The organism is Streptomyces sp. IBSNAI002 (assembly GCF_052244475.1).
Taxonomy (GTDB): domain Bacteria; phylum Actinomycetota; class Actinomycetes; order Streptomycetales; family Streptomycetaceae; genus Streptomyces.
This window is the reverse complement of the sequence record NZ_JBQPXG010000002.1, coordinates 6255869-6280243: the sequence shown is the minus strand read 5'-3', so window position 1 is coordinate 6280243 and position 24375 is coordinate 6255869. Positions and strand designations below refer to the sequence as shown.

Below are 24375 nucleotides of genomic sequence, written 5' to 3'. Positions count from 1 at the left end.
GGTCCGGCCGCGGTGTCAGGCCCGCAGCCAGACCGCCGTGTCCTGCGGGAGCAGCCCCGAGTCGTCCAGGGCGGAGCTGCCCAGCAGGAGCCGGGTGCGGGCCGGCAGCGGGACCGGCCCCTCGGAGAGGTTGACCAGGCAGACCAGCCCGTCGGGCCGGGTGAACGCGAGCACCCCGGGCGGCGCGTGCAGCCACTCCAGCGAGCCGCCCCCGAAGCCGGCCGCCGCGCGGCGAAGTCCGAGCGCCGTCCGGTAGAGGCTGAGCATGGAGTCCGGGTCGCCGTCCTGCCGGTCGGCTGCGTACTCCGGCCAGTTCGCGGGCTGTGGCAGCCAGGGCTCGTTCCACGGCTGCGCGGTCCAGGGCAGCGGGACCCGGCAGCCGTCGCGGCCGGGGTCGGTGCCCCCGGAGCGGAAGTGCATCGGATCCTGGATCCGGCTGAGCGGTATATCAGCTTCCGGCAGGCCCAGTTCCTCGCCCTGGTAGACGTACACGGCGCCGGGCAGGGCCAGCGTCAGCAGGGCCGCGGCACGCGCCCGCCGGGTGCCCAGCGCCAGGTCGGTCGGGGTCCCGAAGGCCTTGGCGGCGAAGTCGAAGCCGGTGTCGGCGCGCCCGTAGCGGGTGACCGTACGGGTCACGTCGTGGTTGCAGAGCACCCAGGTGGCCGGGGCCCCGACGGGCGCGTGCTCGGCGAGCGTCTCCTCGATCGAGGTGCGCAGCCGTCCCGCGTCCCACGGGCAGCTGAGGAAGGAGAAGTTGAAGGCGGTGTGCAGCTCGTCGGGGCGCAGGTAGCGGGCGAAGCGCTCGGAGTCGGGCAGCCAGACCTCCCCCACGAAGACGGCCTCGTACTCGTCGGCGATGGCGCGCCAGGAGCGGTAGACGTCGTGCAGCTCGTCGCGGTCGATGTAGGGGTGGATCTCACCGGGCCAGGGCTCGGGTGAGCGCCCTGCCAGGTCGGGCAGGGCCGGATCCTTCGCGAGCAGGGCCGCCGAGTCGATGCGTACGCCGGACACGCCCCGCTCGAACCAGAAGCGCAGGATCTCCTCGTGTTCGCGGCGGACGGCGGGATGGTCCCAGTTGAGGTCCGGCTGCTGCGGGGTGAACAGGTGCAGGTACCACTCCCCGTCGGGCACCCGGGTCCAGGTGGCGGCGCCGTTGAACTGCGACGGCCAGTCCCCGGGGGGCAGTTCTCCCTGCTCGCCGCGGCCCGGGCGGAAGTGGAAGAGCTCCCGCTCGGGGCTGCCGGGGCCGGCCGCGAGGGCGGCCCGGAACCACGCGTGCTGGTCGGACACGTGGTTCGGGACGATGTCGACGATGGTTCGGATGCCCAGCTCACGGGCCTCGCAGATCAGCTTCTCGGCTTCGGCGAGGGTGCCGAACGCGGGGTCGATGGTGCGGTAGTCGGCGACGTCGTAGCCGCCGTCGGCGAGGGGCGAGAGGTACCAGGGGGTGAACCACAGGGCGTCCACGCCGAGTTCGGCGAGGTAGGGCAGCCGGGCCCGGACGCCCGCGAGGTCGCCGGTGCCGTCCCCGTCGCCGTCGGCGAAGCTGCGTACGTACACCTGGTAGATGGCGGCCGTGCGCCACCAGCCGGCGGCGTCTTCGGGCAGGGGAAGGTCAGCCACGAGGGGTCCTTTCACGGGGGCGGCCGGGCGTGGCGGTGCGGGTCGCGGAGTGCGGGTCGCGGGGGTGCGGGTCGCGGGGGTGCGGGTCGCGGGGGTCAGCCCTTGAGGGAACCCGCCGTCAGGCCGCTCATGATGTTGCGCTGGAAGATCAGGAAGATGACGAGCGTGGGCGCCGAGGCCATCGCGAGTGCGGCGATGAGGTGGTTCTCCGGGACCCCGGAGGCCAGCGAGTAGATGCCGACGTTGAGCGTCTGGAGCGCCGGGTCGGAGAGGGTGAGCATCGGCCAGAGGAAGTCCTTCCAGACGCCGACGATCGCGAAGATCGACACGACGCCCAGGACGGGCCGGGACATGGGCAGGACGATCGAGCGCAGCGTGCGCACCGCGCTCGCCCCGTCGATCGCGGAGGCGTCGAGGATCTCCTGCGGGATGGAGTCGAAGAACCGCTTCAGCAGGAAGATGTTGAAGGCGTTGGTGACGGACGGCAGCCAGATCACCCAGGGCGTGTTGAGCAGGTTCCGCTGGATGAGCGGCATGTCGAGCACCGTGAGGTACTGCGGGACGACCAGCACGGTGGCCGGGATCATCAGCGTCGCCAGCATCATGCCGAGGACGGCCTTGCCGAGGACGGGGCGCAGCCTGGACAGCGAGTAGGCGGCGGCCACGTCGAGCACGAGCTGGAAGGCCAGCGCCCCGAAGGAGTAGTAGAGGGTGTTGAACAGCAGCCTGGCCAGGTCCATGACCTTCCAGGCGGCCGTGTAGTTGGCGGTGTGCAGCGAGTCGGGCACGAGGGTCGGCGGGACCTGGGCGAACTCCTCGGTGCTCTTGAGGCCGCCCGCGACCATCCAGTAGAGGGGCCCGAGGAAGACGAGGGTGAAGCCGCCCACGACCAGGGCGAGGGTGATCCAGTACAGGACCCTGCCCCGGGTGCGGCCGCGTTGCATCGGCGATATCAGGGTGCGCTCTGCCATGGGACGGGCTCCTTGTCAGCTCTCGTTGTCGCGGCTGAGGCGGACGTACAGCGCGGAGAAGCCCGCGAGCAGGACGAGCAGGCACAGGCCCAGGGCCGCGGCGCCGCCGTACTGGTTGAAGCTGAAGGCGTACTGGTAGATGAGGACGACGACGGTGGTGGTCGAGCCCTCGGGGCCGGCCCCTCCGGTCAGCAGGAACGGTTCGACGAACACCTGCATGGTGGCGATGATCTGCATCAGCAGCATGAGCGAGAGGATCAGCTTGGTCTGCGGGATCGTCACGTGCCAGATCTTGCGCAGGAGCCCCGCCCCGTCGAGTTCGGCGGCCTCGTACAGCTCGCCGGGGATGCCCTGGAGGGCGGCCAGATAGATCAGGGTCGCACCGCCCATGTTCATCCACGTGGAGGCGAGGACCACGGAGAGCATCGCGGTGTCGGTGGACTGCAGCCAGTCCTGCGCGGGGAGGTGCAGGAACTCCAGCGCCCTGTTGAAGAGGCCGTATCCGGGGTCGTAGAAGTACTTGAAGAGCAGCACCGAGGCCACCGGCGGCATCATCACCGGCAGGTAGACGAGCAGGCGCAGGTAGCCCTGGCCGTGCCGGAACTCGTTCAGCACCAGGGCGACCGCGAAGGGGACGAGGAACCCGAGGAGCAGGGCCAGGCCGGTGAAGAGCAGGGTGTTGCGCCAGGCCTGCCAGAAGTTCGGGTCCCCGAAGACGTAGGCGAAGTTGTCCCAGCCGACCCAGCGGGTGGCGCCGTTCTCGGTCTTCTGGAAGGCCAGCAGGAACTCCCGGACCATCGGGTACCAGGAGAAGAAGGAGAAGCAGAGGACGGCGCCGATCAGGAAGCCGTGGGCCGTGAGGTTCCGCTTGAGCGCCCGGCGGAACTCCGCACGGGAGGTCCGTGGCAGGGCTCGGGGCAGGACTCGGGGCAGGACTCGGGGCAGGGTGGGGGCCGGCATCGCCGCTCGCTCCTCGGGGTCGTCGTCTTCGGTACGCGGGAGGCGGGGGCCCGGAGGGACCCCCGGCCGCCGCTACTGGTTGCCCAGCACCTGGTTGACCGCCTTCTCGGCCTCGCCGAGGAGCTGTGCGGGATCCGCGTCCTTGTTCGTGAGGACCCCCGACATCACCTTGTCGAGGACCTTGTAGACCTCCTGCGCCTTCCGCGGCTCCGGCTTCCCGGGCACCGGGTTGTCCAGGAAGGCCTTGAAGTTGGCGACCGGCATGGTGGCGCTGGCGGCCTTCAGCCGGTCGTCCTCGGTCTTGCTCGCGCCGGTGAAGAAGGCGGGCTGCGGAAGGCCGACCGGCAGGCCGTCGGCCTTGCTGCGGTCGTACTGGAACTGGCCCTTGCCGACCGAGAGGGTCTTGAAGTTCAGCCAGGCGACGGCCGCCTTGACCTTGTCGGGCGAGCTGCCCTTCTTGATCATGTAGCCGTTGCCGCCGGCCAGGGTGGCCGCCCCGCCGGGGATGGGGCCCATGCCGAAGTTGTCGTACTTGGCGCCGAGCTGCTGGACCATGTAGGTGATGTCGTCGGGCGCGGCGAGGAACATGCCGAGCTTGTCCGAGGCCATCTGCTTCTGCAGGTCGCCCCACTTGAGCAGCTGGGTCTTGCCCATGCTGTCGTCCTCCCAGCGCATGGCGTGCAGGTTGTCGACGATCTGCTTTCCGGTGGGGTTGTTGAAGGCGGCCTTGCCGTCGGCGCCGACGACGTCGCCGCCCATGCCGTACACGGTGGCCGTGAAGTGCCAGCCGCCGGTGTTCTCCACGCTGTACTCGCCGAAGCCGGCGACGCCGTTGCCGAGGGCCGCGATCTTCTTGGCGGCGGCCCGGACCTCCTCCCAGCTGCGCGGCGGGGTGTCGGGGTCGAGGCCGGCCTGCTGGAAGAGCTTGCGGTTGACCAGCAGGCCCATCGTGTAGTTGCTGGTCGGTACCCCGTAGAGCTTGCCGTCCCGCTTCAGGACGTCGAGGACGTTCCTGTCGATGTCGCCGACGGCGGGTACCGAGGCGGGGGTGACGTACGCCGAGATGTCCTCGGCCCCGTCGTTGTCCAGCACCTGCTGGAGGTCGGTGAAGTAGGCGTAGAAGACGTCCGGCTGGGACTTGGCCTTCAGCATCGCGGTGAAACGCGGGGGTTCCAGGCACTGGCCGGGGGTGGAGCGGCCCTCGATGGTGACGTTCGGGTACGTCTTGTTGAACTCCGCCACGTCCTCCTTCCACTCCTTGAGCTCGGCCGCCTTCGCCGCGGGCGGCATGCAGTCGATGGAGAGGGTGACCTTGGTCTTCGGGTCGAGCGGGGCGGAGGCGTCGGTGGAACCGCCACCGGACTGGGGCTTGTCGTCGCCGCTGCTGCTCGTGCCGCAGGCCGCGAGGGCGGTCACGGCGAGCGCGGAGGCGAGGGCTGCCGCGACGGTGCGGCGGACGTTGGTTCTCATCGGTGGTCCCCTTCGAGCATCGGGCAGGAGGCGTGGGGGCGAGCGCGGCACACTCAACCACCACCCACAGATGAACGCAAGATCTCGCGCAGTTTTCGTAATACATCGACAGAAGAGATGCGAGACGGCGGTTGGTGAACGCAAAAAGGGCTCCGGAGCGTCTGTGTGACGTTCCGGAGCCCTGCCGGCCCGCGTACGAGCGGCCCGCCGGTGACCGTGCCTAGCCGCGCGGGGCCTGTGCGGTGGAGCCGCGGACCACCAGCTCAGGCTCGAAGAGCAGCTCACCGGGTTGTACGGCGGCTCCCTGGATCTGCGCGGTGAGCAGTTCGACGGCGGCCCGGCCCATGGCCTCGATGGGCTGCCGCACGGTGGTCAGCGGGGGCTCGGTGCAGTTCATGAAGGCCGAGTCGTCGTAGCCCACCACGGAGACCTGGCGGGGCACCTCCAGCCCCCGGCGGCGGGCCGCCCGGACCGCCCCGAGGGCCAGCGGGTCGCTCGCGCAGATGATGCCGGTGACCCCGCGGTCCAGCAGCCGGGAGGCGGCCGCGTGACCTCCCTCCAGGGAGAACAGGGCCCGCTCCACATGGGCTCCGGGCAGCTCGGCGCCCGCCGCGGCGGCCACCGCCTGGGCGGCCACCAGTTTGCGCAGCGAGGGCATGTGGTCGGGCGGGCCCAGCACCAGGCCGATCCGCTCGTGCCCCAGCGAGGCCAGGTGGCGCCAGGCCTGTTCGACCGCGACGGCGTCGTCGCAGGCCACGCAGGGGAAGCCGAGGTCCTCGATGGAGGCGTTGATGAGCACCACCGGAACCTTGCGTTCGGACAGCAGCCGGTAGTGCTCGTGGGGGGCGTCGGCCTGCGCGAAGAGACCGCCGGCGAAGACCACCCCGGACACCTGCTGCTGGAGCAGCAGTTCCACGTAGTCGGCCTCGGAGACCCCACCGGTGGTCTGGGTGCACAGCACCGGGGTCAGCCCCTGCTGGGCCAGCGCACCGCCGATGACCTCGGCGAAGGCCGGGAAGATGGGGTTCTGGAGCTCGGGCAGGACCAGCCCGACCAGCCGGGCGCGTTCGCCGCGCAGCTGGGTGGGGCGCTCGTACCCGAGGACGTCCAGCGCGGTGAGCACGGACTGGCGGGTCGCCTCCGAGACGCCCGGCTTGCCGTTGAGCACCCGGCTGACCGTGGCCTCGCTGACTCCCACCTTCTTCGCCACTTGAGCAAGTCGTCGCGTCATGAACGCAAGACTAGCGCAAGGAATGCAAGTTCCTTGCAGTTCGATTACGGCCAGTTTGGCGTACGGAAGCCCGGTCCGAAAGGGGCCGGGGCAGACGACTGGGCGGGACACCGCCGGGGTGCCCGCCCAGTCGCCGAACAGCGGTTACGGCAGCTGGTTGATCCTGAACGTCGAGGTCGTGTTCCGTACGTCCACGGCGTTGCCGCTCGTCTTCAGGTTGTGGATGGTGACCTCACCGGCCGCCGGGCCCTGCCCCGCCTCGGGCATCTCGTTCGCCCAGAGGCCGAAGCCGGACTTCGCGTCGAACGCGTCGCCGCTCTTCTTCGCCCCGGTGATGGTGATGTCCCTCAGGACGGTATCCTTGATGGGATTGACCGGCTGACCGCCGATGTACTGCGTCTGGAACATGATTCCGCTGTACGTCGGGTCGACGATGTCGACGTTGTTGATCCGGATTCCCTGGAACACCTTCGAGGCCGAGAACAGCCAGATGCCCGGGAAGGTCTGCGCCCCCCAGAAATGGCCGCCGGACCGGACGATCGAGATGTTCTCGAAGGTCGTCGGATCCGTCCCGAAGCCGTTCATCGGATACCCGAAGTCCAGCGAGCTGATGGTGATGCCCGAGTAGACGAGGGTGTCGGCGATGTGGATGTTGCGGAAGGTGTTGTTGTAGCCGCCGTAGACGGCCACACCTGCCGCGCGCCAGGTCAGGATGGAGGTCAGGTTCTCGTAGACGTTGTTCTTCATGTCCGCGCCGCCCGCGTCGATCGCGGAGAACAGCGCGAAGCTGTCGTCACCGGTGGCCCGTGCCTCGTTGTTGGTGACGAGGTTGTCCGTGGAGCCGTTGGTCATGTTGATCCCGTCGGCGAACATGTCGCGGATCCGGGAGTTCTTGATGATGATCCGGTCCGTGTTGGCGCCCCAGTACAGGCACACCATGTGCTCGTTCCAGATGTTGTCGATGGTGATGTCGGAGACGTTCGCGAAGTCGAAGACCTTGCCCGGTCCGTCGATGCGCGAGGTGTAGTTGCCGAAGTAGGCGAAGCCGGAGAAGGACGAGCCCTTCGCCGTGCCCTCCGCCCGCCAGCCGATGTCGGTGTTGTCCTGCGAGGACGGGGCGTGGAAGCGGGTGAACCACGGCCCGGCGCCCACCACCTGCACGGCCTTGCCGTACACCTGGAACTTGCTCGCGGTCTGGTAGTCGCCCGGCGGCAGGTAGACGCCGACGAGCTTGCCGGTGGTGTCCATCCGGACCTTGTCCAGGGCGTTCTGCACGTCCTGGTGGGTGAAGCCGGCGGGCACGGTGTACGTCGCCGGGTCCGGGTTGGGGATCTCCGTGGCCTGTTCCAGGCTGACGAAGTCGATCGCGTAGGTGGAGGTGTTGGCGGCGTCCTTCTGCAGGCGGATCCTGCTGCCCTGCGGGACGGTCTCGCCCAGCAGGATGTTGGCCTCGTCGTAGATGTGCCGCGGGGCGCCCGAACCGGGCGAGTTGCCCGGGGAGGCCTCGGCACCGTACAGCCAGGCGTACTTGGAGGTCAGCGGCAGGGTCTTCCTGAGGGTGCCGTTGACGTAGACGTTGATGGTGGAATCGATGCCTCCGCCGCCCGGGGCGTCCGGAATGGAGAAGCGGGTGACCAGGGTGTTGGTCGCGGCCCGGGTGGTGAACTCGACGTACTCGCCAGTGGCGTCGAGGCTGACGGCCCGGCGGCCCGAGGCCTCGCCCGCGATGTCGCCGATGGTGCGGTTGGGCCCGACCACGGCGGCCCCGCCGCCGACGGCCGCGTCCTCCGCCTCGTACATGTCGAAGGGCATGTTCGCTCCGCGGCCGACGAAGAACGGCTTGGTGGAGGTGTTGTTGCCGCGCTTGACCGGCAGTTCGTTGGCGTCGTCGGCGAGGACCACCTTGACGGTGTACTTGCCGTTGGCGGCCGGCCAGCTGCCGAGCTCCACCGGCGCCGAGGAGGCACCGGCCGCGAGGGCGCCGCTGAAGGAACCCGTCAGGGTACGGACGGTGGCGCCGGCCGCGTCCTGCAGGACCAGGGTGATCACGTGCGCACCGGCGGCGGCCGCCACCGTGCCCTGGTTCTTCACGGTGACGGTGAAGTTCACCGGCTGCCCCGCGGAGGGGGCGCCCGGCGACCAGCTCACGGCGGAGGCGGTCAGGTCGGAGCTGTCGACCGGGCGGACCACCAGCGGCGGGCCGGTGAGGGTGTTGTTGCTGTCGTTCTGCTCGACGACGGTGTTCGCCTCGTCCACCACCGCGCTCAGCGGGTACGTCCCCGCGTCGCGCGGGCCTATCCCGGCGGTGACGGTGGCCGTGGCGCCCGCGGCGAGCGCGGGCACGGCGGCCGCGCCGGCCTTCGCGCCGCCCAGCTGGAAGGTGACGGAGGTGGCCGGGGCCGCGGCCGGGCCGCTGTTCCTGACGGTGGCCGAGAGGGTGACCGGGTCGGACTCGACCGGGCCGGCCGGGGCCGCGCTGAGCGCGCTGACCTCCAGGTCGGGGTTGGGCGCCGGGACTCCGATGACCTGGAACTCGGCGATCTGGCCGTTGGAGGCCCCGGTGTTGGCCGTGAAGCGAAGCTGCACGTCCGCGACGCGGGCGGTCAGCGGGATGGTGACGGTGTTGCCGGACGCCGGGTCGAAGACGTAGTCCTTGGCGGCGGCCAGGGAGGTGACCGCGGTCGCGCTCTGCTCGCGCCCGAGGACCTGGATGTTCTGGGTGCGGGCGCCCCAGCCGCTGTCCGGGTTGAGCTTGAGGACGAGGCGGCCGAGGTCGGCGTTGGCTCCGAGCTTCACCGTGAGGGTGCTCGGGTAGGCGCCCGCCGCGCCCTCCCAGTAGGTGCTGGTGCTGTTGTCGTTGGCGTTCTCCGCGACGAAGGTGTGGATGACCGAGGAGCCGGTGATCGGCTTGCCCACGGCAAGGTTGGAACCGCCTCCTCCGGCGCCGTTGCGGGTGACCGTGTTGCTGTCGCCCGAGCGGTTGCCCGCGGCGTCCTTGGCGCGCACGAAGTAGCCGACGGTGGCGCTCGCCGGCTGGGTGTCGGTGTAGGTGGTGACATTGCCCGCAACGGTGGTGCGCAGCTGGTTGTCGGCGTACACCTCGTAGCCGGTGACGCCGACGTTGTCGGTCGCGGCCTGCCAGGTGAGCTTGACCTGGTCTGCGGCGGGCTCGGTGAGGGCCAGGGAGCCCGGTGCGGTCGGAGCCTGGGTGTCGCCGGTGTCGCCGGCGCGGGTGACGCCGTTGCTGTTCGGGGACTGGTTGCCGGCCGCGTCCTTGGCGCGCACGTGGTAGCTGACCGTGGCGCTCGTCGGCTGGGTGTCGGTGTAGGTGGTGACGTTGCCGGCCACGCTGGTGCGCAGCTGGTTGTTGGCGTAGACGTCGTAGCCGGTGACGCCGACGTTGTCGGTCGCGGCCTGCCAGGTGAGCTTGATCTGGCCGGTGGCGGGCTCGGTGTAGGCGAGCGCGGCCGGGGCCGTCGGCGCCTGGGTGTCGCCCGTCTGCGGTCCGTAGATCTCCAGCTCGGAGAGCTGGCCGCCCGGCTGTGCGGAGTTGAGCGAGATCAGCACGCGGACGTAGCGGGTGGTGGCGGGGTCGAAGGTGATGGTCACGGCGTTGCCGCCGGCCGCGTTGAACTCGTACCCCCTGGAGGCGGTGAGGTCGGTGAAGTCCGACCCGTTGGCGCTGCCCTGGAGCTTCAGGGTCTGGGTGCGGGCGCCCCAGCCCTCGGGGAGCCGCAGCACCACGCGGTCCACCCGTACGGAGGCGCCGAGGTCGGCCTGGATCCACTGGGGCATGGCGTTGTTGGCGCTCTCCCAGTAGCTGGCGGTGTTCCCGTCGTTGGCGTTGGCCGGGAGGTAGACCTGGGTGCTGGTGCTCGCGGTCAGTGTCCTGCCGAGCGCGAGGTTGGCGGAGGACTCACCGGGGGCGCGGACCTCCAGCTCGGAGAGCTGCGCGGCCTGCCAGCCGGTGTTGGCGGTGATGTCGATCCGCACGTACCGGGTCTGAGTGGCGGGGAAGGTGATGGTCACCGTGTTCCCGCTGCCGGGGCCGAAGGTGTGGGCGGCCGAGCCGGCCAGGGTGCTGAAGGCGGTGCCGTCGGCGCTGCCCTGGACGGACAGGGTCTGGCTGCGGCTCTCCCAGGCGGCGGGGAGTTTGAGCACGACCTGGTCGACCCGGGTGGTGGCACCGAGGTCGGTCTGCACCCATTGCGGGAAGGTGCCGCCGGCGCTCTCCCAGTACGTCGACTGGTTGCCGTCGGTGACGTTCGCGGCCCCGTAGGCGCCGTTGGTGCTGCTCGCGGCCGCGGGGCGGCCCGCGGCGATGCTCGGACCGCCGGCGGCCGCGGCGTTCAGGGCGGGCCAGCCCGTCATCAGCAGGGCTGTGGTGATGAGGGCGGCGAACGCCCGCCACCTCCAGTTGAGCCTTCTCATGTGTCCTCGTCCCTCGGCATGAGTTTTCTGAACCAGGTGAGATAGGAATTTGCACTGTGCGGTGCGAGAGTTGCAGAGCATTGCTCAGTCGTCTACTGCCATGACCGCATTTTGATGCCGTCATCGCTTGCGCAAGCTGGGCGCAAATCACGCAAGCGATTTGCGTGCACTATGGAAATTCCGCTTACGCCCGAGCCGACCTACCGTTGCTACTCATGCGGTTCCTCCTCATGAGCGCTCGGCGCCTCGGGCTGCCCAGACGGGCCGTCTCCCAGATCCTGCTGACCCAGCTGGCCATCGCCGGCGGGGTCGTCGTGCTGGCCACCGGGCTGTTCCTGGCGCCGCTGAGCGCACAGCTGGACGACCAGGCCATGCGCCGCGCCCTGGCCATCGCCCAGAGCGCGGCAGCCGACCCGTCCCTGGCCGCCGACCTGCTGGACTCCGGGGCGTCCGAGGAGAGCCCCGTGCAGTCCGCGGCCGAGCGGATCCGCCGGGCCACCGGCGCCGAGTACGTGGTCGTCCTCGACCTGGACGGCATCCGCCGCTCCCACCCCGCCCCCGACCGCATCGGGCTGCCCGTCTCCACCGACCCCAGCGACGCGCTGGCGGGCCGCGAGGTCATGGAGATCGACGAGGGAACCCTGGGCCGCTCGGCCCGCGGCAAGGTGCCGCTGCTGGCCGCGGACGGCGAGATCGTCGGCGCCGTCTCGGTCGGCATCGCCTACGACAGCGTCCGGGACCGGCTGCTCGGCGCCATCCCCGGCCTGCTGGCCTACGCGGGCGGGGCCTTGGCCGCGGGCGCGCTCGCCGCCTACCTGCTGTCCCGCAGGATCCACCGGCAGACCCGTGACCTCGCCTTCTCCGATATCGCCGGCCTGCTAGCGGAGCGCGAGGCGATGCTGCACTCCATCCGCGAAGGGGTGATCGCCCTCGACCGGGAGGACCGCATCCGGCTCGTCAACGACGAGGCGGCCCGCCTGCTCGGGCTGACGCCGGATTCCGCCGCCTCCCTCGCCGGGCGCCCACTGGAGGACGTACTGGGCACGGGCCGCACCGCCGACGTCCTGTCGGGCCGTGTCACCGGCCTCGACCTGGTCACCGTCCAGGGACCGCGCGTCCTGGTCGCCAACCGGATGCCCACCGAGGACGGCGGCGCCGTCGCCACCCTGCGCGACCGCACCGAGCTCGAGCACCTGGGCCGCGAGCTCGACTCCACCCGGGGCCTGATCGACGCCCTCCGCGCCCAGGACCACGAGCACGCGAACCGCCTGCACACCCTCCTCGGCCTGCTGGAGCTGGGCCTGCACGAGGAGGCCGCGGAGTTCGTCACCGAGGTCGTCGGGGTGCACCGCACCACCGCCGAACAGGTCACCGAGAAGGTCCGCGACCCCCTGCTGGCATCCCTGCTCGTGGGCAAGGCGACCGTCGCGGCGGAGCGCGGCGTCCCCCTGCGGCTGGCCGCGGCCACCTTCCTCCCCGACCGCGTGGTCGACCCGGGAGGGCTCGTCACGATCCTCGGCAACCTCGTGGACAACGCCCTGGACGCCGCCGCCGGCTCGGCGGCGCCCCTGGTCGAGGTGGAGCTCAGCGCCGAAGGCCGCACAGCCGTGCTGCGGGTGCGCGACAGCGGCCCCGGCGTCCCGGCCGCACGCCGCGAGGAGATCTTCACGGAGGGCTGGTCGACCAAGCAGCCCAAGGCCCACCGCGAACGCGGGCTGGGCCTCGCCCTCGTACGCCGTCTCGCCGAGCGCCAGGGCGGCAGCGCCCGGGCCGGCGAGGCAGCGGACGGAGGGGCGGAGTTCTCCGTCGTGCTCCCGGAGGCCCTGCGGTGAACGAGACCCCGAGCCGAGTCCTGGGCGTACTGGTCGTCGACGACGACATGCGTGTTGCCCGGATCAACGCGGCGTACGTGGCGAAGGTTCCCGGTTTCCGCGTCGTGTCCCAGGCCCATTCGGCCTCCGAGGCCCTGGACTTCCTCACCGCCCACCCCGTCGACCTGGTCCTCCTCGACCACTACCTCCCCGACGACAACGGCCTGGACCTGGTGCGCCGGCTGCGCCAGCGCGGCCTGCGCACCGACGTGATCATGGTGACGGCCGCCCGCGACCTCGCCACCGTCCAGGCCGCCATGCGCCTCGGCGCCCTCCAGTACCTGGTCAAGCCCTTCACCTTCGCGGGGCTGCGCACGAAGCTGGAGGCGTACGGCACGCTGCGCCGCACCCTGGAGACCGGCGGTGAGGCCGAACAGGCCGAGGTGGACCGGATCTTCGGGGCCCTGGCCGGCGCCGGGTCCCCGAACGACCTCCCCAAGGGCCACTCCCCCACCACCGCCGAAGTGGTCCGCCAGGTCCTGCTGACGGCCGAAGGCCCGCTCTCCACCCAGCAGATCGCCGACCGCGCGGGCATCAGCCGCCAGACCGCCCAGCGCTACCTGAAGCTGCTGGACCGCACCGGCCGTGTCACGCTCGCCTTGCGCTACGGCGAGACCGGCCGCCCCGAACACCGCTACACCTGGCGCCCCTCCGACGCCTCCTGAACGGGCTCAGACCGCCCCGGCCCCGGTCAGCGAACGGACCTCGGTCTCCGCGTGCTTGCGCTCGTCCGCCTCCTCGTCCGAGGTGACGGTGCCCAGCCAGCCCGCCACGAAGCCCAGCGGGATCGAGACGATGCCCGGGTTCTGCAACGGGAAGAGCTGGAAGTCCACGCCCGGGAAGAGCGATTCGGGGCTTCCCGAGACCACGGGCGACAGGACGACCAGCAGGACCGCCGGGACCAGACCCCCGTGCACCGCCCAGACGGCCCCCCGCGTGGTGAAGTCGCGCCAGAAGAGCGAGTACAGCAGGACCGGCAGATTGGCCGAGGCGGCCACCGCGAAGGCCAGGCCCACCAGGAAGGCCACGTTGAGGTCCTGCGCGAGCAGCCCCAGCGCGATCGCCACGGCCCCGATGCCGACGGCCGCGACCCGGGCCACGGCGACCTCGCTGCGCTGCCTGGCGTGCCGCCGCTTGAGGGAGGCGTACAGGTCGTGCGCGACGGAGGCCGAGGAGGCGAGAGTGATCCCGGCGACCACGGCGAGGATGGTGGCGAAGGCGATGGCGGCCACGAAGGCGAACAGCACCGCGCCCCCGGTGGAGCCCGCGCCGCCGCCCAGGAAGGCCGCGAGCAGCGGAACGGCCGTGTTCCCCGAGGCGTTGGAGGCCCGCACCTGGTCCGGTCCCACCAGCGCGGCCGCACCGAAGCCGAGCACGATGGTCATCAGGTAGAAGCCGCCGATCAGCGCGATCGCCCACACCACCGACCGGCGGGCGGCCCGCGCCGTGGGCACGGTGTAGAAGCGCGACAGGATGTGCGGCAGCCCGGCGGTGCCCAGGACGAGCGCGAGGCCCAGGCTCATGAAGTCGAAGCGGGCGGTCCAGTCCCCGCCGTACTTGAGGCCGGGGCTCAGGAAGCGCAGCCCGTGCCCGCTGCGGTCGGCGGCACTGGTCAGCAGCTCGTTGAAGTTCCCGTGGAAACGCAGGAGCACGAGCACGGTGAGGGTGATCGCCCCGCCCATCAGCAGGACGGCCTTCACGATCTGGATCCACGTCGTGGCCCGCATCCCGCCGAAGGACACGTAGACCACCATCAGGGCGCCCACTCCGATCACCGTGAGCGTCCGCGCCGTGGCGCTCGAACTCCCGAGCAGCAGGCCGACCAGACTGCCCGCACCCACCATCTGAGCGACCAGGTAGAGCACGGAGACGACCACCGACGAGGCGCCCGCCGCGATGCGCACCGGCCGCTCGCTCATCCGGGAGGCGACCACGTCGGCGAGGGTGAACCGCCCGCAGTTGCGGACGAGTTCGGCGACGAGGAACAGCACCACCAGCCAGGCCACGAGGAACCCCACCGAGTACAGCAGGCCGTCGTACCCGAAGAGGGCGATCAGTCCGGAGATGCCGAGGAAGGAGGCGGCGGACATGTAGTCGCCCGCGATGGCGAAACCGTTCTCCATGGGGGAGAACAGCCGCCCGCCCGCGTAGAACTCCTCCGCCGACCCGTGCCGGTTCCGGCTGACCCAGGTGGTGATGCCCAGGGTCACCGCGATGAACACGCTGAACAGGATCAGCGCGAGGGTCTGGTGCTCGGTGGTCACCGGCCGGCCCCCTTCGCCCGGTTCCGCTCCTGGCCGCGCTCCTGCTCGAAGACGGTCCAGCGCAGGTCGAGCGCGGCCCGGTCCCGGCGCAGCCGCGCGTGCCGGGCGTAGGCCCAGGTCAGCAGGAAGGTGCTGAGGAACTGTCCGAGCCCAGCCACCATGGCCACGTTCACCGCGCCCACCACGGGACGGGCCATCAGGCCGGGCGCCGCCGTCGCGGCGACCACGTAGGCGACGTACCAGAGCAGGAAACCGGCGGTCGCGGGGACGACGAACCCGCGGTAGCGGCTGCGGACCTCCTGGAAGGCGGCACTGCGCTGCACTTCGAGGTAGATGTCGGATGCGCCGTGCGCGGGCTGCCCGCCGGGGGCCGGGTGGGGCGGGGAGGTGTCCCCTCCCTCACCCCAGCCGACGGCCAGCGCGTCGTACCAGGGGTCGTCCAGCCGGATCGTTCCGGCATCACGACCTGCGTGCTTGTCCACCGAACTCTCCTTGTCCGCTGCCGCATTGGCCGCGTGCTCACAAGGATGTGCTCCATGGTCGCTTTCCGGACTGGTGTCCCGTCGCTCTTCACTCCTTCAGGTGATGGAGTGAAGAGCGGCGGTGTGCGAGGAGCCTCCGCCTGGTCAGGCGTCGATGCGCGAGCGGTCCAGGGTGGCCGCGGAGCTCGTGATGAACTCCTTGCGCGGGGCCACCTCGTTGCCCATGAGCAGGTCGAAGACCGTCTCGGCGGAGTCGAGGTCGCCGATGTTGATCCTGCGCAGGGTCCGGAAGCGGGGGTCCATGGTGGTCTCCGCCAGCTGGTCCGCGTCCATCTCGCCGAGGCCCTTGTAGCGCTGGATCGAGTCCTTGTAGCGGATGTTCTTGCGCTGGTACTCGAGCAGGGTCTGGCGCAGCTCGCCGTCCGAGTACGTGTAGACGTACTTGTCCTGGCCCTTCTTCGGCTGGACCAGCTCGATCCGGTGCAGCGGCGGCACGGCCGCGAACACCCGGCCCGCCTCGACCATCGGACGCATGTACCGCTGGAAGAGCGTGAGCAGCAGGCAGCGGATGTGCGCGCCGTCCACATCGGCGTCGACGAGGAGCACGATCTTCCCGTACCGGGCGGCGTCGAGGTCGAAGGTCCGGCCCGAGCCGGCTCCTATGACCTGGATGATCGCGCCGCACTCGGCGTTCTTGAGCATGTCCGAGACCGAGGACTTCTGGACGTTGAGGATCTTGCCCCGGATGGGCAGGAGCGCCTGGAACTCGGAGTTGCGGGCGAGCTTCGCGGTGCCGAGGGCCGAGTCGCCCTCGACGATGAAGAGCTCGCTGCGGTCCACGTCGTCGCTGCGGCAGTCGGCGAGCTTGGCGGGCAGCGAGGAGGACTCCAGCGCGGTCTTGCGGCGCTGCGCCTCCTTGTGCTGGCGGGCCGCGATCCGGGTCCGCGCCGCCGCGACGATCTTCTCCATCACCGAGCGCGCCTGCTGCTTGTCGTCGCGCTTGGTGGAGGTCAGGAAGGCCTTGAGCTCCTTGGCGACCACGGCCGCCACGATCCGGGTGGCCGCGGAGGTGCCGAGGACCTCCTTGGTCTGCCCTTCGAACTGGGGTTCGGCGAGGCGGACGGTCACGACGGCCGTCATGCCCTCCATCGCGTCGTCCTTGACCACGTCGTCCTCGGCGACCCGCAGCAGCTTCGCCGAGCGCAGCACCTCGTTCACGGTCTTGGCGACGGAGCGCTCGAAGCCGGAGACGTGAGTGCCGCCCTTGGGGGTGGCGATGATGTTCACGAAGGACTTGACGTTGGTCTCGTAGCCCGTGCCCCAGCGCAGCGCGATGTCCACGCCGAGCTCGCGGGTGACCTCGGTGGGGGTCATGTGGCCGCGGTCGTCGAGGACCGGGACGGTCTCCTTGAAGGTGCCCGTGCCGGTCAGGCGCAGCACGTCGCAGACGGCCTTGTCCTGGGCGAGGAACTCGCAGAACTCGCCGATGCCCCCGTCGAAGCGGAAGGTCTCCTCGGTCTTGCCGGCCCCGTCGATCCCCCGCTCGTCGCGGACGACCAGGGTCAGGCCGGGGACGAGGAAGGCGGTCTGGCGGGCGCGCTGGTAGAGCGTCTCCAGGTTGAGCCTGGCGTCCTTGAGGAAGATCTGCCGGTCGGCCCAGTAGCGGATCCGGGTGCCGGTCTTGCCCTTGGCGACCCGCTTGACCTTGCGCAGGCCGTTCGCGGGGTCGAAGGGGCTGTCGGGGCCCTGCTCGGTGAACATCCCGGGGACACCGCGACGGAAGCTGATCGCGTGCGTGGAGCTGCTCCGGTCCACCTCGACGTCCAGCCGGGCGGAGAGGGCGTTGACCACGGAGGCGCCGACGCCGTGCAGGCCGCCGGAGGCCGCGTAGGAGCCGCCGCCGAACTTTCCGCCGGCGTGCAGCTTGGTCATGACGACCTCGACGCCGGACAGGCCGGTCTTGGGCTCGACGTCCACGGGGATGCCGCGGCCGTTGTCCCGGACCTCCACGGAGGCGTCCTCGTGGAGGATCACCTCGATGTGGTCGCAGTACCCGCCCAGGGCCTCGTCGACGGAATTGTCGATGATCTCCCAGAGGCAGTGCATGAGGCCTCGGCTGTCGGTCGAGCCGATATACATGCCGGGGCGCTTGCGGACGGCCTCCAGCCCTTCGAGGACGAGCAGGTGCCGCGCGGTGTAGTTGGAACCGTCCCGGTCTGCTCCGGACAGCAGCGCGCTGGAAGGCACGGACGTGTCGGCGGTCACGCAGTTCGCTCCTCGCTGAATTTCTTTTCTGGCCCGGTGGGGCGCAGAGGTGGCTCGGGTGCCGGTCGAAGGGTACCGAGGCCAGGTAGAGCCGATGCAACGCCACCCTCGCGCGTTCCTCACCCTAGTCCAGATCCGCACGGTTGTTCGATCCCCCGAGGGGGTGAAGGAAACATCACGTTCCCTTCCAGGCATGAACCATTTAGGGTTCGGGCACGTCCTCATGAACAACCTGGCACTCAGCCGGGGGAGGATGGAACTGCAACGAGCGAACGACTGACAACGCGAAACCGTAAAGCAACGCAATACGGCTCCTTCGCCGCCAACCGGCAACAGCCGGCCAGCTTCGGAAGGAAGTTTCGAGGAAAAGCCGCGAGCGGGAACGTTTTCGGCCTGGTTGGATGTTGACCCTGGTACGACAGCTCGTCGAGCTAGAGAAGAGGCGACGTGACTACTGTTCTGACACCCGCGACCCCGCTGACGGCCGCTGACCGATGCGACCGTTGCGGCGCCCAGGCATATCTGCGCGTCGTCCTGCTGAGCGGCGGTGAACTGCTCTTCTGCGCCCACCACGGTCGCAAGTTCGAGCCGGAACTCAAGAAGATCGCCGCGGAAATACAGGATGAGACCGAGCGGCTCACGTCCGCTCCGGCTGCCCATGCCGAACCCGAGGACCGCTGACACAGGCCTGTTCCTCGCATCCGACGAGCCAGGACCGGCCAGGCCGGTCGACGGGCGGCACCCCTGAGACCCAGGGGTGCCGCCCGTCCTCACATCCGCCGCCCGCCGCTCGCTCGCGGCTCAGGCGGCTAGGGACCCTGCACCGTGCGATGCCCCTGTACGGGCCCTGAACCCGCTCCGGAGCCCCTTCCAGGGCCGGAGCGGGACTCCTGCACACCCGCGGGCTGCGCGCCGCTCTCCGGGGATGTCACGAAGCCCACGAGCGGTGCGATGCGCGTGTACACCCCCGGGCTGTCGGCCCGCCCGCAGCCGCGCCCCCACGACACCAGGCCGATGAGCCGCCCCTGGGCCACCAGCGGTCCCCCGCTGTCGCCCTGGCATGCGTCCTTGCCGCCGCTGTCGTCGCCCGCGCACACCATCGACTCCGCCCGGTACTGCCCGCTCGCGTCCCCGGGGTAGGCGCGGCCGCAAACCTCGTCGGACAGCACCGTCACGGGTGCGGCACGCAGGGCGTACGCGTAGTCACCGAAGCCGCTGGTGTCGCCCCAGCCGTATACGGCCGCCTCGGTCCCGGCTGTGTACGCCGAGTGCCCCGCGCCGGCCATGGGGATCACGTAGTGCGCCGGAAGGGACTCGGCGAGCTCCAGGACGGCGAGGTCTCCGGCGTTGCTGGCGGGGTCGTAGTCCGGGTTCACCCGAGCGCCGCGCACCGCGATCTCCCGGCCGTCGCTCGCCCGCAGCTCCGTACGCCCGGCGACCACCCGGAGGTCACCGACCGACTCGACCGAGCCGCCGAGCACGTCGCGGCCCAGGCAGTGGGCCGCCGTCAGCACCTTCGCCGGGGCCACCACGACGCCCCCGCAGAACTGCCCGCCGCGCGTACCCCCGAACCGGTCACGGCTGGCCAGGGCCACGACCCAGGGGCTCTCGCCGACCTTCACCGGCTTGCCGCCGATCACCACGCTGTCCGCGGCCGCCTGCGGCGCCTGGGCCAGGGGCGCCACGGCCGCTCCCGCCGCCAGGGTCAGCGCTCCCGCCAGAGCGCGGGCAATGGGACGACGCATGAGGCCTCCTGACTCCGAGTGTGCATGACTCCACCCAGAGTGGGATGCCTGGTGGCCGTGCGCACCCGCGCGGCCACCGGCGCCGGTATCGGTGTCGGTCGTGGTTCGCTGACGGACGGGCCGGTCAGTCGAGGTAGTCGCGCAGCACCTGGGATCGCGACGGGTGGCGCAGCTTCGACATGGTCTTGGACTCGATCTGGCGGATGCGCTCGCGCGTGACGCCGTAGACCTTGCCGATCTCGTCGAGCGTCTTGGGCTGGCCGTCCGTGAGCCCGAAGCGCATCGAGACCACGCCCGCCTCGCGCTCGCTCAAGGTGTCGAGCACCGAGTGCAGCTGCTCCTGCAGGAGCGTGAAGCTCACGGCGTCGGCCGGGACGACGGCCTCGGAGTCCTCGATGAGGTCACCGAACTCGCTGTCGCCGTCCTCGCCGAGCGGCGTGTGCAGGGAGATCGGCTCGCGGCCGTACTTCTGGACCTCGATGACCTTCTCGGGGGTCATGTCGAGTTCCTTGGCCAGCTCCTCCGGGGTGGGCTCGCGGCCCAGGTCCTGGAGCATCTGGCGCTGCACGCGGGCGAGCTTGTTGATGACCTCGACCATGTGCACGGGGATGCGGATGGTGCGGGCCTGGTCGGCCATGGCGCGCGTGATCGCCTGCCGGATCCACCAGGTCGCGTACGTGGAGAACTTGTAGCCCTTGGTGTAGTCGAACTTCTCGACCGCGCGGATCAGACCCAGGTTGCCCTCCTGGATCAGGTCCAGGAAGAGCATGCCGCGGCCGGTGTAGCGCTTGGCGAGGGAGACCACGAGACGGAGATTGGCCTCCAGCAGGTGGTTCTTCGCCCGGCGGCCGTCCTCCGCGATGATCTCCAGCTCGCGCTTGAGCTTGGGCGCCAGCTTGTCCGAGTTCGCCAGCTTGTCCTCGGCGAACAGTCCGGCCTCGATGCGCTTGGCGAGCTCGACCTCCTGCTCCGCGTTGAGGAGGGGGACCTTGCCGATCTGCTTGAGGTAGTCCTTGACCGGGTCGGCCGTGGCACCGGCCACGACGACCTGCTGGGCCGGGGCGTCGTCCTCGTCGTCCGAGATGACGAAGCCCTTGTTCTCGCCGCCCTCGTCCTCCTCTTCGCCCTCGGCCTTGGCGGCGTCGGGACCCTCCTCGGGGGTCTCTTCGTCACCTGCCTCGTCGGCGTCCTTCTTGGAGGCGGTCTTCTTCGCGGCCGTCTTCTTGGCGGCGGTCTTCCGGGCGGGTGCCGCCTTCTTCGCCGCCGTCTTCTTCGCGGCGGGTTCGGTTCCGGGCTCCTCCGCGAGGGCGTCCGCGGTCTCCGGGTCCGTGGTCTCGGCCGCCGGGGCCGCCGCCCCGGCTGCCGCGGGCTGGGCCGCCGTCGTCTTCGCCGCCGTCTTCCTGGCAACGGGCTCGGTGGCCGTCCGCTTGGCCGGGCTCTTCGCTGCGACGCTCTTGCGGGTGGTGCGCTTGGGCGACTCCGCGGCACTGACCATCAGCGTCACACCCTCTTCCTCGAGGATCTGGTTGAGGCTGCGCAGAACATTCTTCCACTGGGTCGCAGGAATCTGGTCAGCCTCGAAGGCCCGACGCACGTCATCGCCGGCGATCTGCCCCTCGGCCTTGCCCCGCTCGATGAGCGCCATCACAGACTCGGAATCGGCGATCTCCGGCGGGAGCGTACGGGATGTGCTGGCCGACACGAACAACCTCTCGGAACGATGGGAACGGCTTCCGACCCCGGGCCTGGTGGTGCTGGACCGGAGCCGACGACCACCGACTGGGGATGGGCCGGGGGCGCGGGCAGGGGCCGGGGAGCTGCACAGCACCCGCAAGGGCTGCTGTCTTCCCTCCGTCGGCCATCACCTCTTAGGTCATCGCGTGACCTCGCAGAGCGTTACGCCCAAATCTTCGTGGCCCGAGTCACACCCCGTATGCGCCAATGCCGGTCATAGGGTCATACGCATGGTTCTGCCGGGCCGGTGCGGCACCGCACGCCGGTGTCGCCGGACCCTCCCCCGGACTCCGTCCGGGGGACCTCCAGGGCCCGGCGACACGTCGTGGACAACCCCGCACCCCCGCGCGTGCGCCCGTCAGTGCTCGCGCGGGGCGGGGACCACGCGCTCGACCTCCGGATGCACCGTCAGGAGCTGGCGCATGGCGTTCTCGGCGCCCGTCGCGTCGCCGGCGGCGAGCGCCTCGACCATCCGCGCGTGGTGCGCGACGGAGGTCTCGCTCGGACGGTCGCACGCGGTGACCGGGCTGCCGGAGACCTGGAGCGCGGCGGAGACGATGCCGGAGAGGTGTTCGAGCATGCGGTTGCCGGCGACCTGGATCAGGAGCGCGTGGAACTCGTTGTCCGCGCGGGCGAAGGTGATCGAATCGCCCTGCCCGAGGGCGTGGCCCATGATCTCGACCATGTCGGCGAGACGCTGCTGGATGTCGGGGCGGCCGTGCCCGGCGGCGAGGCGGGCGGCGAGCGGCTCGATGGTCCAGCGGAGCTCGCCCAGCTCGCGGCGCTGGTCGTCGCGCTGGGGGCCGAAGGCCCGCCACTCGATGATGTCGGGGTCGAGCAGGTTCCAGTCGGCGACCGGGCGGACGCGGGTACCGACGTTCGGGCGGGCACTGACGAGGCCCTTGGCCTCCAGAACCCGGAGGGACTCGCGGACGACGGTCCGGGAAACCTCGAAGCGCTGGCCGATCTCCTCGGGGACCAGTGGGCGGTCCGCTCCGAGGTCACCGGAAACGATCATCTGGCCGAGCTGCTGGACGAGTTGGCCGTGCAGTCCGCGGCCGCGGCTGCCGGCGGCACGGCGGCCGACGCGGCTCAACTCGACGTCGGAGCCGTCCCAGTGGGGCGCTCCGACCCGGTCGGACCCGGGGGTCTCCGCGTAGGGGTAGCGGTCGAGTTCGCCCGGGCCGGCGAGGCCGGAGTCGGCGTGGCGGGCGGCGGTCATCATGGTGTGCGCAAGGGTACTCACGAATCCTTTGTCGGCCGCGCCTCCATCACCCTTGAGGTCTTTGGTGAAAAGCACACGAAAGGGTGATCGGTGCCACCTGCGCAATTGACGACTTATCGTAAAGAACCGGGCCTTTTACGGGGAGTTGCGGTCCGCAACACGCGAGGTGGACTCCAACGGTCCCGTACGGGCCTTCTGCGCCTCCGAACGATCACCAACGGACCCGGCTGCGCAGTCCGGTGAACCCATAGGCGCACAACAGGACCATCAGCGACAACACCAGAGCGGTGCCGACGGGTTGGGCCATCACCCGCAAGGCCCCCGTGACCAGGCGATCCGCCTCGGGCGGCCACTGCACCCAGGCCAGGCTCCGCAGCCGGGGCCCGAGCCCGGTGACCGGGTAGGCGGAAGAACCCTCCAGCACCTTGCGCACCAGAGGCACCACCAGCACCGGTACGGCGACCACCGCGGCCAAGCCCGCGGTGGCGGACCGGAAGACCCCGGAGGCCAGGACGCCGGCCCAGGCGCAGCCGATCAGCAGCCCGGCCCAACTCGCCGCCGGGGAAAGCCACTCCGCCGGGGCCTGCAGCGGGCCGCTGTGGTCGAAGACGAGGGCCAGCGCGGCGGCGTCGGCCACCACCACGAGAGCGCCCAGCAAGAGGGCGAGGACGGCGCAGACCCCGAGTTTGGCGGTGAGCAGCCCCATGCGGCGGGGCACGGTGCCGCGATCGGCGGCGAGCGCGGGGTAGCGGTACTCCTCTCCGAAGGCCAGGGCCCCGAGCAGGCCGGCGCCGAGGGCCGCGGGCGGCAGGGGCAGCAGTTCGGGCCAGGCGGCGAGCAGCCGGTTCTGCGTGGTGTGTCCGGCCCGGGCCAGGACGAGCGCGGTCAGGACGGAGACCACGGCGACCAGCGCGGCGGTGAGCACCGGTGTGGCTGTGCCGAAGACGCGCAGCAGCTCGTAGCGCAGCGACCGCACCGGTCCGCCGACGCGGCGCACCGCCGAGGCGGGCCGCCTGGACCTGCCGCGCCGGGACCGCCCGCCCCAGTCGGCCTCCTCCGGCCCCGCGCCCGGATCCGCTTCGCCCGCCTCGCCGGAGCCCGTCCCGGACGCCGCCCCGGGCCCCTCACCGTGGACCGCGTCGGCGGCGGCCCGGGCGTGCGGGACCGGCGGCACGGGAGCGCCGGTGTCTCCGGTCTCGTCGGCGAGCCGGTGGACCAGCACGCCGTGCTTGAACGCCGTCTCCCCGACCTCCGCGCAGCTGCTGCCGTACACCGACAGGCGGCTGCCGCTCTCCTCCACGATCTCCACCGCACGCTGCGCGGCCCGGGCCTCCCGGCCCAGTACGTCGGCCAGCCGGGCCGCGTGCGGGGTGCGCACGGCGACCCTCGGCCGCAGCCGGGTCCGCGCGAACTCGGCCGCTTCCTGGTCGGCGACGAGCCGCCCCGCCGCGACGCTGACGACCCGGTCGGCGTGGCGCGCGGCCTCCTTGGCATCGGTGGTGGTGAAGAGCACCGCTCCGCCGAGCGAGGCGTGGCCGCGCAGCAGCCCGTACAGCCAGCCGCTCTCGCGGGGCGAGAGGCCGGCGGCGGGCTCGTCCAGCAGCAGGGTGCAGGGGTCGGCGAGCAGGGCCGCGGCCAGCGCGACCCGGCGCTCCATGCCGAGCGAGAGGGAGCCGAGCCGCTGGTCCCGCAGGCCCGCGATCCCGACGACCTCGAGCATGGTGTCGGCCCGGGAGGACGGCACTCCCGCGGCGGCGCAGAGCATCCGCAGCTGGTTGCGTACGGTGCGCGCGGGGTTGCCGGGAACATCGCCGAGCAGTACGCCGACCTCACGGCCGGGATGCGGGATCCGGTGCAGCGGGCGACCGCGGAAGTAGGTGACGCCGCGGCCCCGTTCGAGTTCGAGCATGAGCCGCAGCGCGGTGGTCTTGCCCGATCCCGGCTCGCCGAGCAGGGCGGTCACGCTCCCCGGGCGGACCTCGAGCGTGAGGTCGTCCACAAGGGGCGGGGCGTTGCGACGGGGGGTGCTGGTGAGTCCGATGGCCTGGAGCATCGCTTCTCTCGCGGGGTGTGAGACCGCTCTGCGGCAGCGTGAGTACCGCA

16 protein-coding genes are annotated in these 24375 nt (G+C 70.9%); 3 read left to right on the top strand and 13 right to left on the bottom strand.

Annotated features, from left to right (window positions below; translation table 11 throughout):
* Nucleotides 1-15 precede the first annotated feature (15 nt).
* The 6 genes from ACTVZO_RS30115 to ACTVZO_RS30090 form a co-directional block, all read right to left on the bottom strand.
* Entirely contained in the window at nt 16-1623 is a 1608-nt protein-coding gene (locus ACTVZO_RS30115; RefSeq protein ID WP_443301307.1) for a glycoside hydrolase family 13 protein, read from the bottom strand.
* Between the two features lie 95 nt (nt 1624-1718).
* The gene (locus ACTVZO_RS30110; RefSeq protein WP_443301306.1) at nt 1719-2594 is read right to left on the bottom strand and encodes a carbohydrate ABC transporter permease; all 876 of its coding nucleotides are present in this window, start codon (nt 2592-2594) and stop codon (nt 1719-1721) included.
* Between the two features lie 15 nt (nt 2595-2609).
* On the bottom strand, nt 2610-3554 hold the full coding sequence (locus tag ACTVZO_RS30105; RefSeq protein WP_443301305.1) for a carbohydrate ABC transporter permease: 945 nt from the start codon (nt 3552-3554) through the stop codon (nt 2610-2612).
* 72 nt (nt 3555-3626) lie between these two features.
* The gene (locus ACTVZO_RS30100) at nt 3627-5024 is read right to left on the bottom strand and encodes an ABC transporter substrate-binding protein (RefSeq protein ID WP_443301304.1); all 1398 of its coding nucleotides are present in this window, start codon (nt 5022-5024) and stop codon (nt 3627-3629) included.
* Nucleotides 5025-5244: 220 nt separating this feature from the next.
* A complete protein-coding gene (locus tag ACTVZO_RS30095; protein WP_443301303.1) occupies nt 5245-6255 on the bottom strand; it encodes a LacI family DNA-binding transcriptional regulator in 1011 nt (336 codons plus the stop codon).
* Nucleotides 6256-6399: 144 nt separating this feature from the next.
* A complete protein-coding gene (locus ACTVZO_RS30090) occupies nt 6400-10686 on the bottom strand; it encodes a galactose-binding domain-containing protein (protein WP_443301302.1) in 4287 nt (1428 codons plus the stop codon).
* A 230-nt stretch (nt 10687-10916) separates the two neighbouring features.
* On the opposite strand from ACTVZO_RS30090, the gene ACTVZO_RS30085 reads away from it, so the two are divergent.
* Both ACTVZO_RS30085 and ACTVZO_RS30080 read left to right on the top strand, forming a co-directional pair.
* The gene (locus tag ACTVZO_RS30085; RefSeq protein ID WP_443301301.1) at nt 10917-12518 is read left to right on the top strand and encodes an ATP-binding protein; all 1602 of its coding nucleotides are present in this window, start codon (nt 10917-10919) and stop codon (nt 12516-12518) included.
* 47 nt (nt 12519-12565) lie between these two features.
* Complete coding sequence (locus ACTVZO_RS30080; protein ID WP_443303309.1) at nt 12566-13222, top strand: DUF7342 family protein; 657 nt, start codon at nt 12566-12568, stop codon at nt 13220-13222.
* Between the two features lie 6 nt (nt 13223-13228).
* On the opposite strand, the gene ACTVZO_RS30075 is transcribed toward ACTVZO_RS30080, so the two are convergent.
* From ACTVZO_RS30075 to ACTVZO_RS30065, 3 genes are all read right to left on the bottom strand, one after another.
* Nucleotides 13229-14821 carry a solute symporter family protein gene (locus tag ACTVZO_RS30075; protein WP_443301300.1) on the bottom strand — a complete coding sequence of 531 codons (1593 nt, stop codon included), beginning with the start codon at nt 14819-14821 and terminating at the stop codon, nt 13229-13231.
* Nucleotides 14818-15303 carry a DUF485 domain-containing protein gene (locus ACTVZO_RS30070; protein ID WP_443301299.1) on the bottom strand — a complete coding sequence of 162 codons (486 nt, stop codon included), beginning with the start codon at nt 15301-15303 and terminating at the stop codon, nt 14818-14820. The genes ACTVZO_RS30075 and ACTVZO_RS30070 overlap by 4 nt, the downstream gene beginning before the upstream one ends.
* A gap of 144 nt (nt 15304-15447) precedes the next feature.
* Entirely contained in the window at nt 15448-17568 is a 2121-nt protein-coding gene (locus ACTVZO_RS30065; protein WP_443301298.1) for a DNA gyrase/topoisomerase IV subunit B, read from the bottom strand.
* 447 nt (nt 17569-18015) lie between these two features.
* Here ACTVZO_RS30065 and ACTVZO_RS30060 point away from each other — a divergent pair, with 447 nt between their 5' ends.
* The gene (locus ACTVZO_RS30060; protein WP_030028922.1) at nt 18016-18249 is read left to right on the top strand and encodes a DUF7455 domain-containing protein; all 234 of its coding nucleotides are present in this window, start codon (nt 18016-18018) and stop codon (nt 18247-18249) included.
* Nucleotides 18250-18377: 128 nt separating this feature from the next.
* On the opposite strand, the gene ACTVZO_RS30055 is transcribed toward ACTVZO_RS30060, so the two are convergent.
* From ACTVZO_RS30055 to ACTVZO_RS30040, 4 genes are all read right to left on the bottom strand, one after another.
* Nucleotides 18378-19313, bottom strand: coding sequence for a serine protease (locus ACTVZO_RS30055; protein ID WP_443301297.1), 936 nt, complete (start codon nt 19311-19313; stop codon nt 18378-18380).
* Nucleotides 19314-19437: 124 nt separating this feature from the next.
* Nucleotides 19438-21015 (bottom strand): RNA polymerase sigma factor, encoded by a 1578-nt coding sequence (locus tag ACTVZO_RS30050; RefSeq protein ID WP_443301296.1) that lies wholly within the window; start codon nt 21013-21015, stop codon nt 19438-19440.
* Between the two features lie 390 nt (nt 21016-21405).
* Nucleotides 21406-22293, bottom strand: coding sequence for a FadR/GntR family transcriptional regulator (locus ACTVZO_RS30045; RefSeq protein ID WP_443301295.1), 888 nt, complete (start codon nt 22291-22293; stop codon nt 21406-21408).
* Nucleotides 22294-22483: 190 nt separating this feature from the next.
* Nucleotides 22484-24325, bottom strand: coding sequence for an ATP-binding cassette domain-containing protein (locus ACTVZO_RS30040; protein WP_443301294.1), 1842 nt, complete (start codon nt 24323-24325; stop codon nt 22484-22486).
* Between the last annotated feature and the right edge of the window lie 50 nt (nt 24326-24375).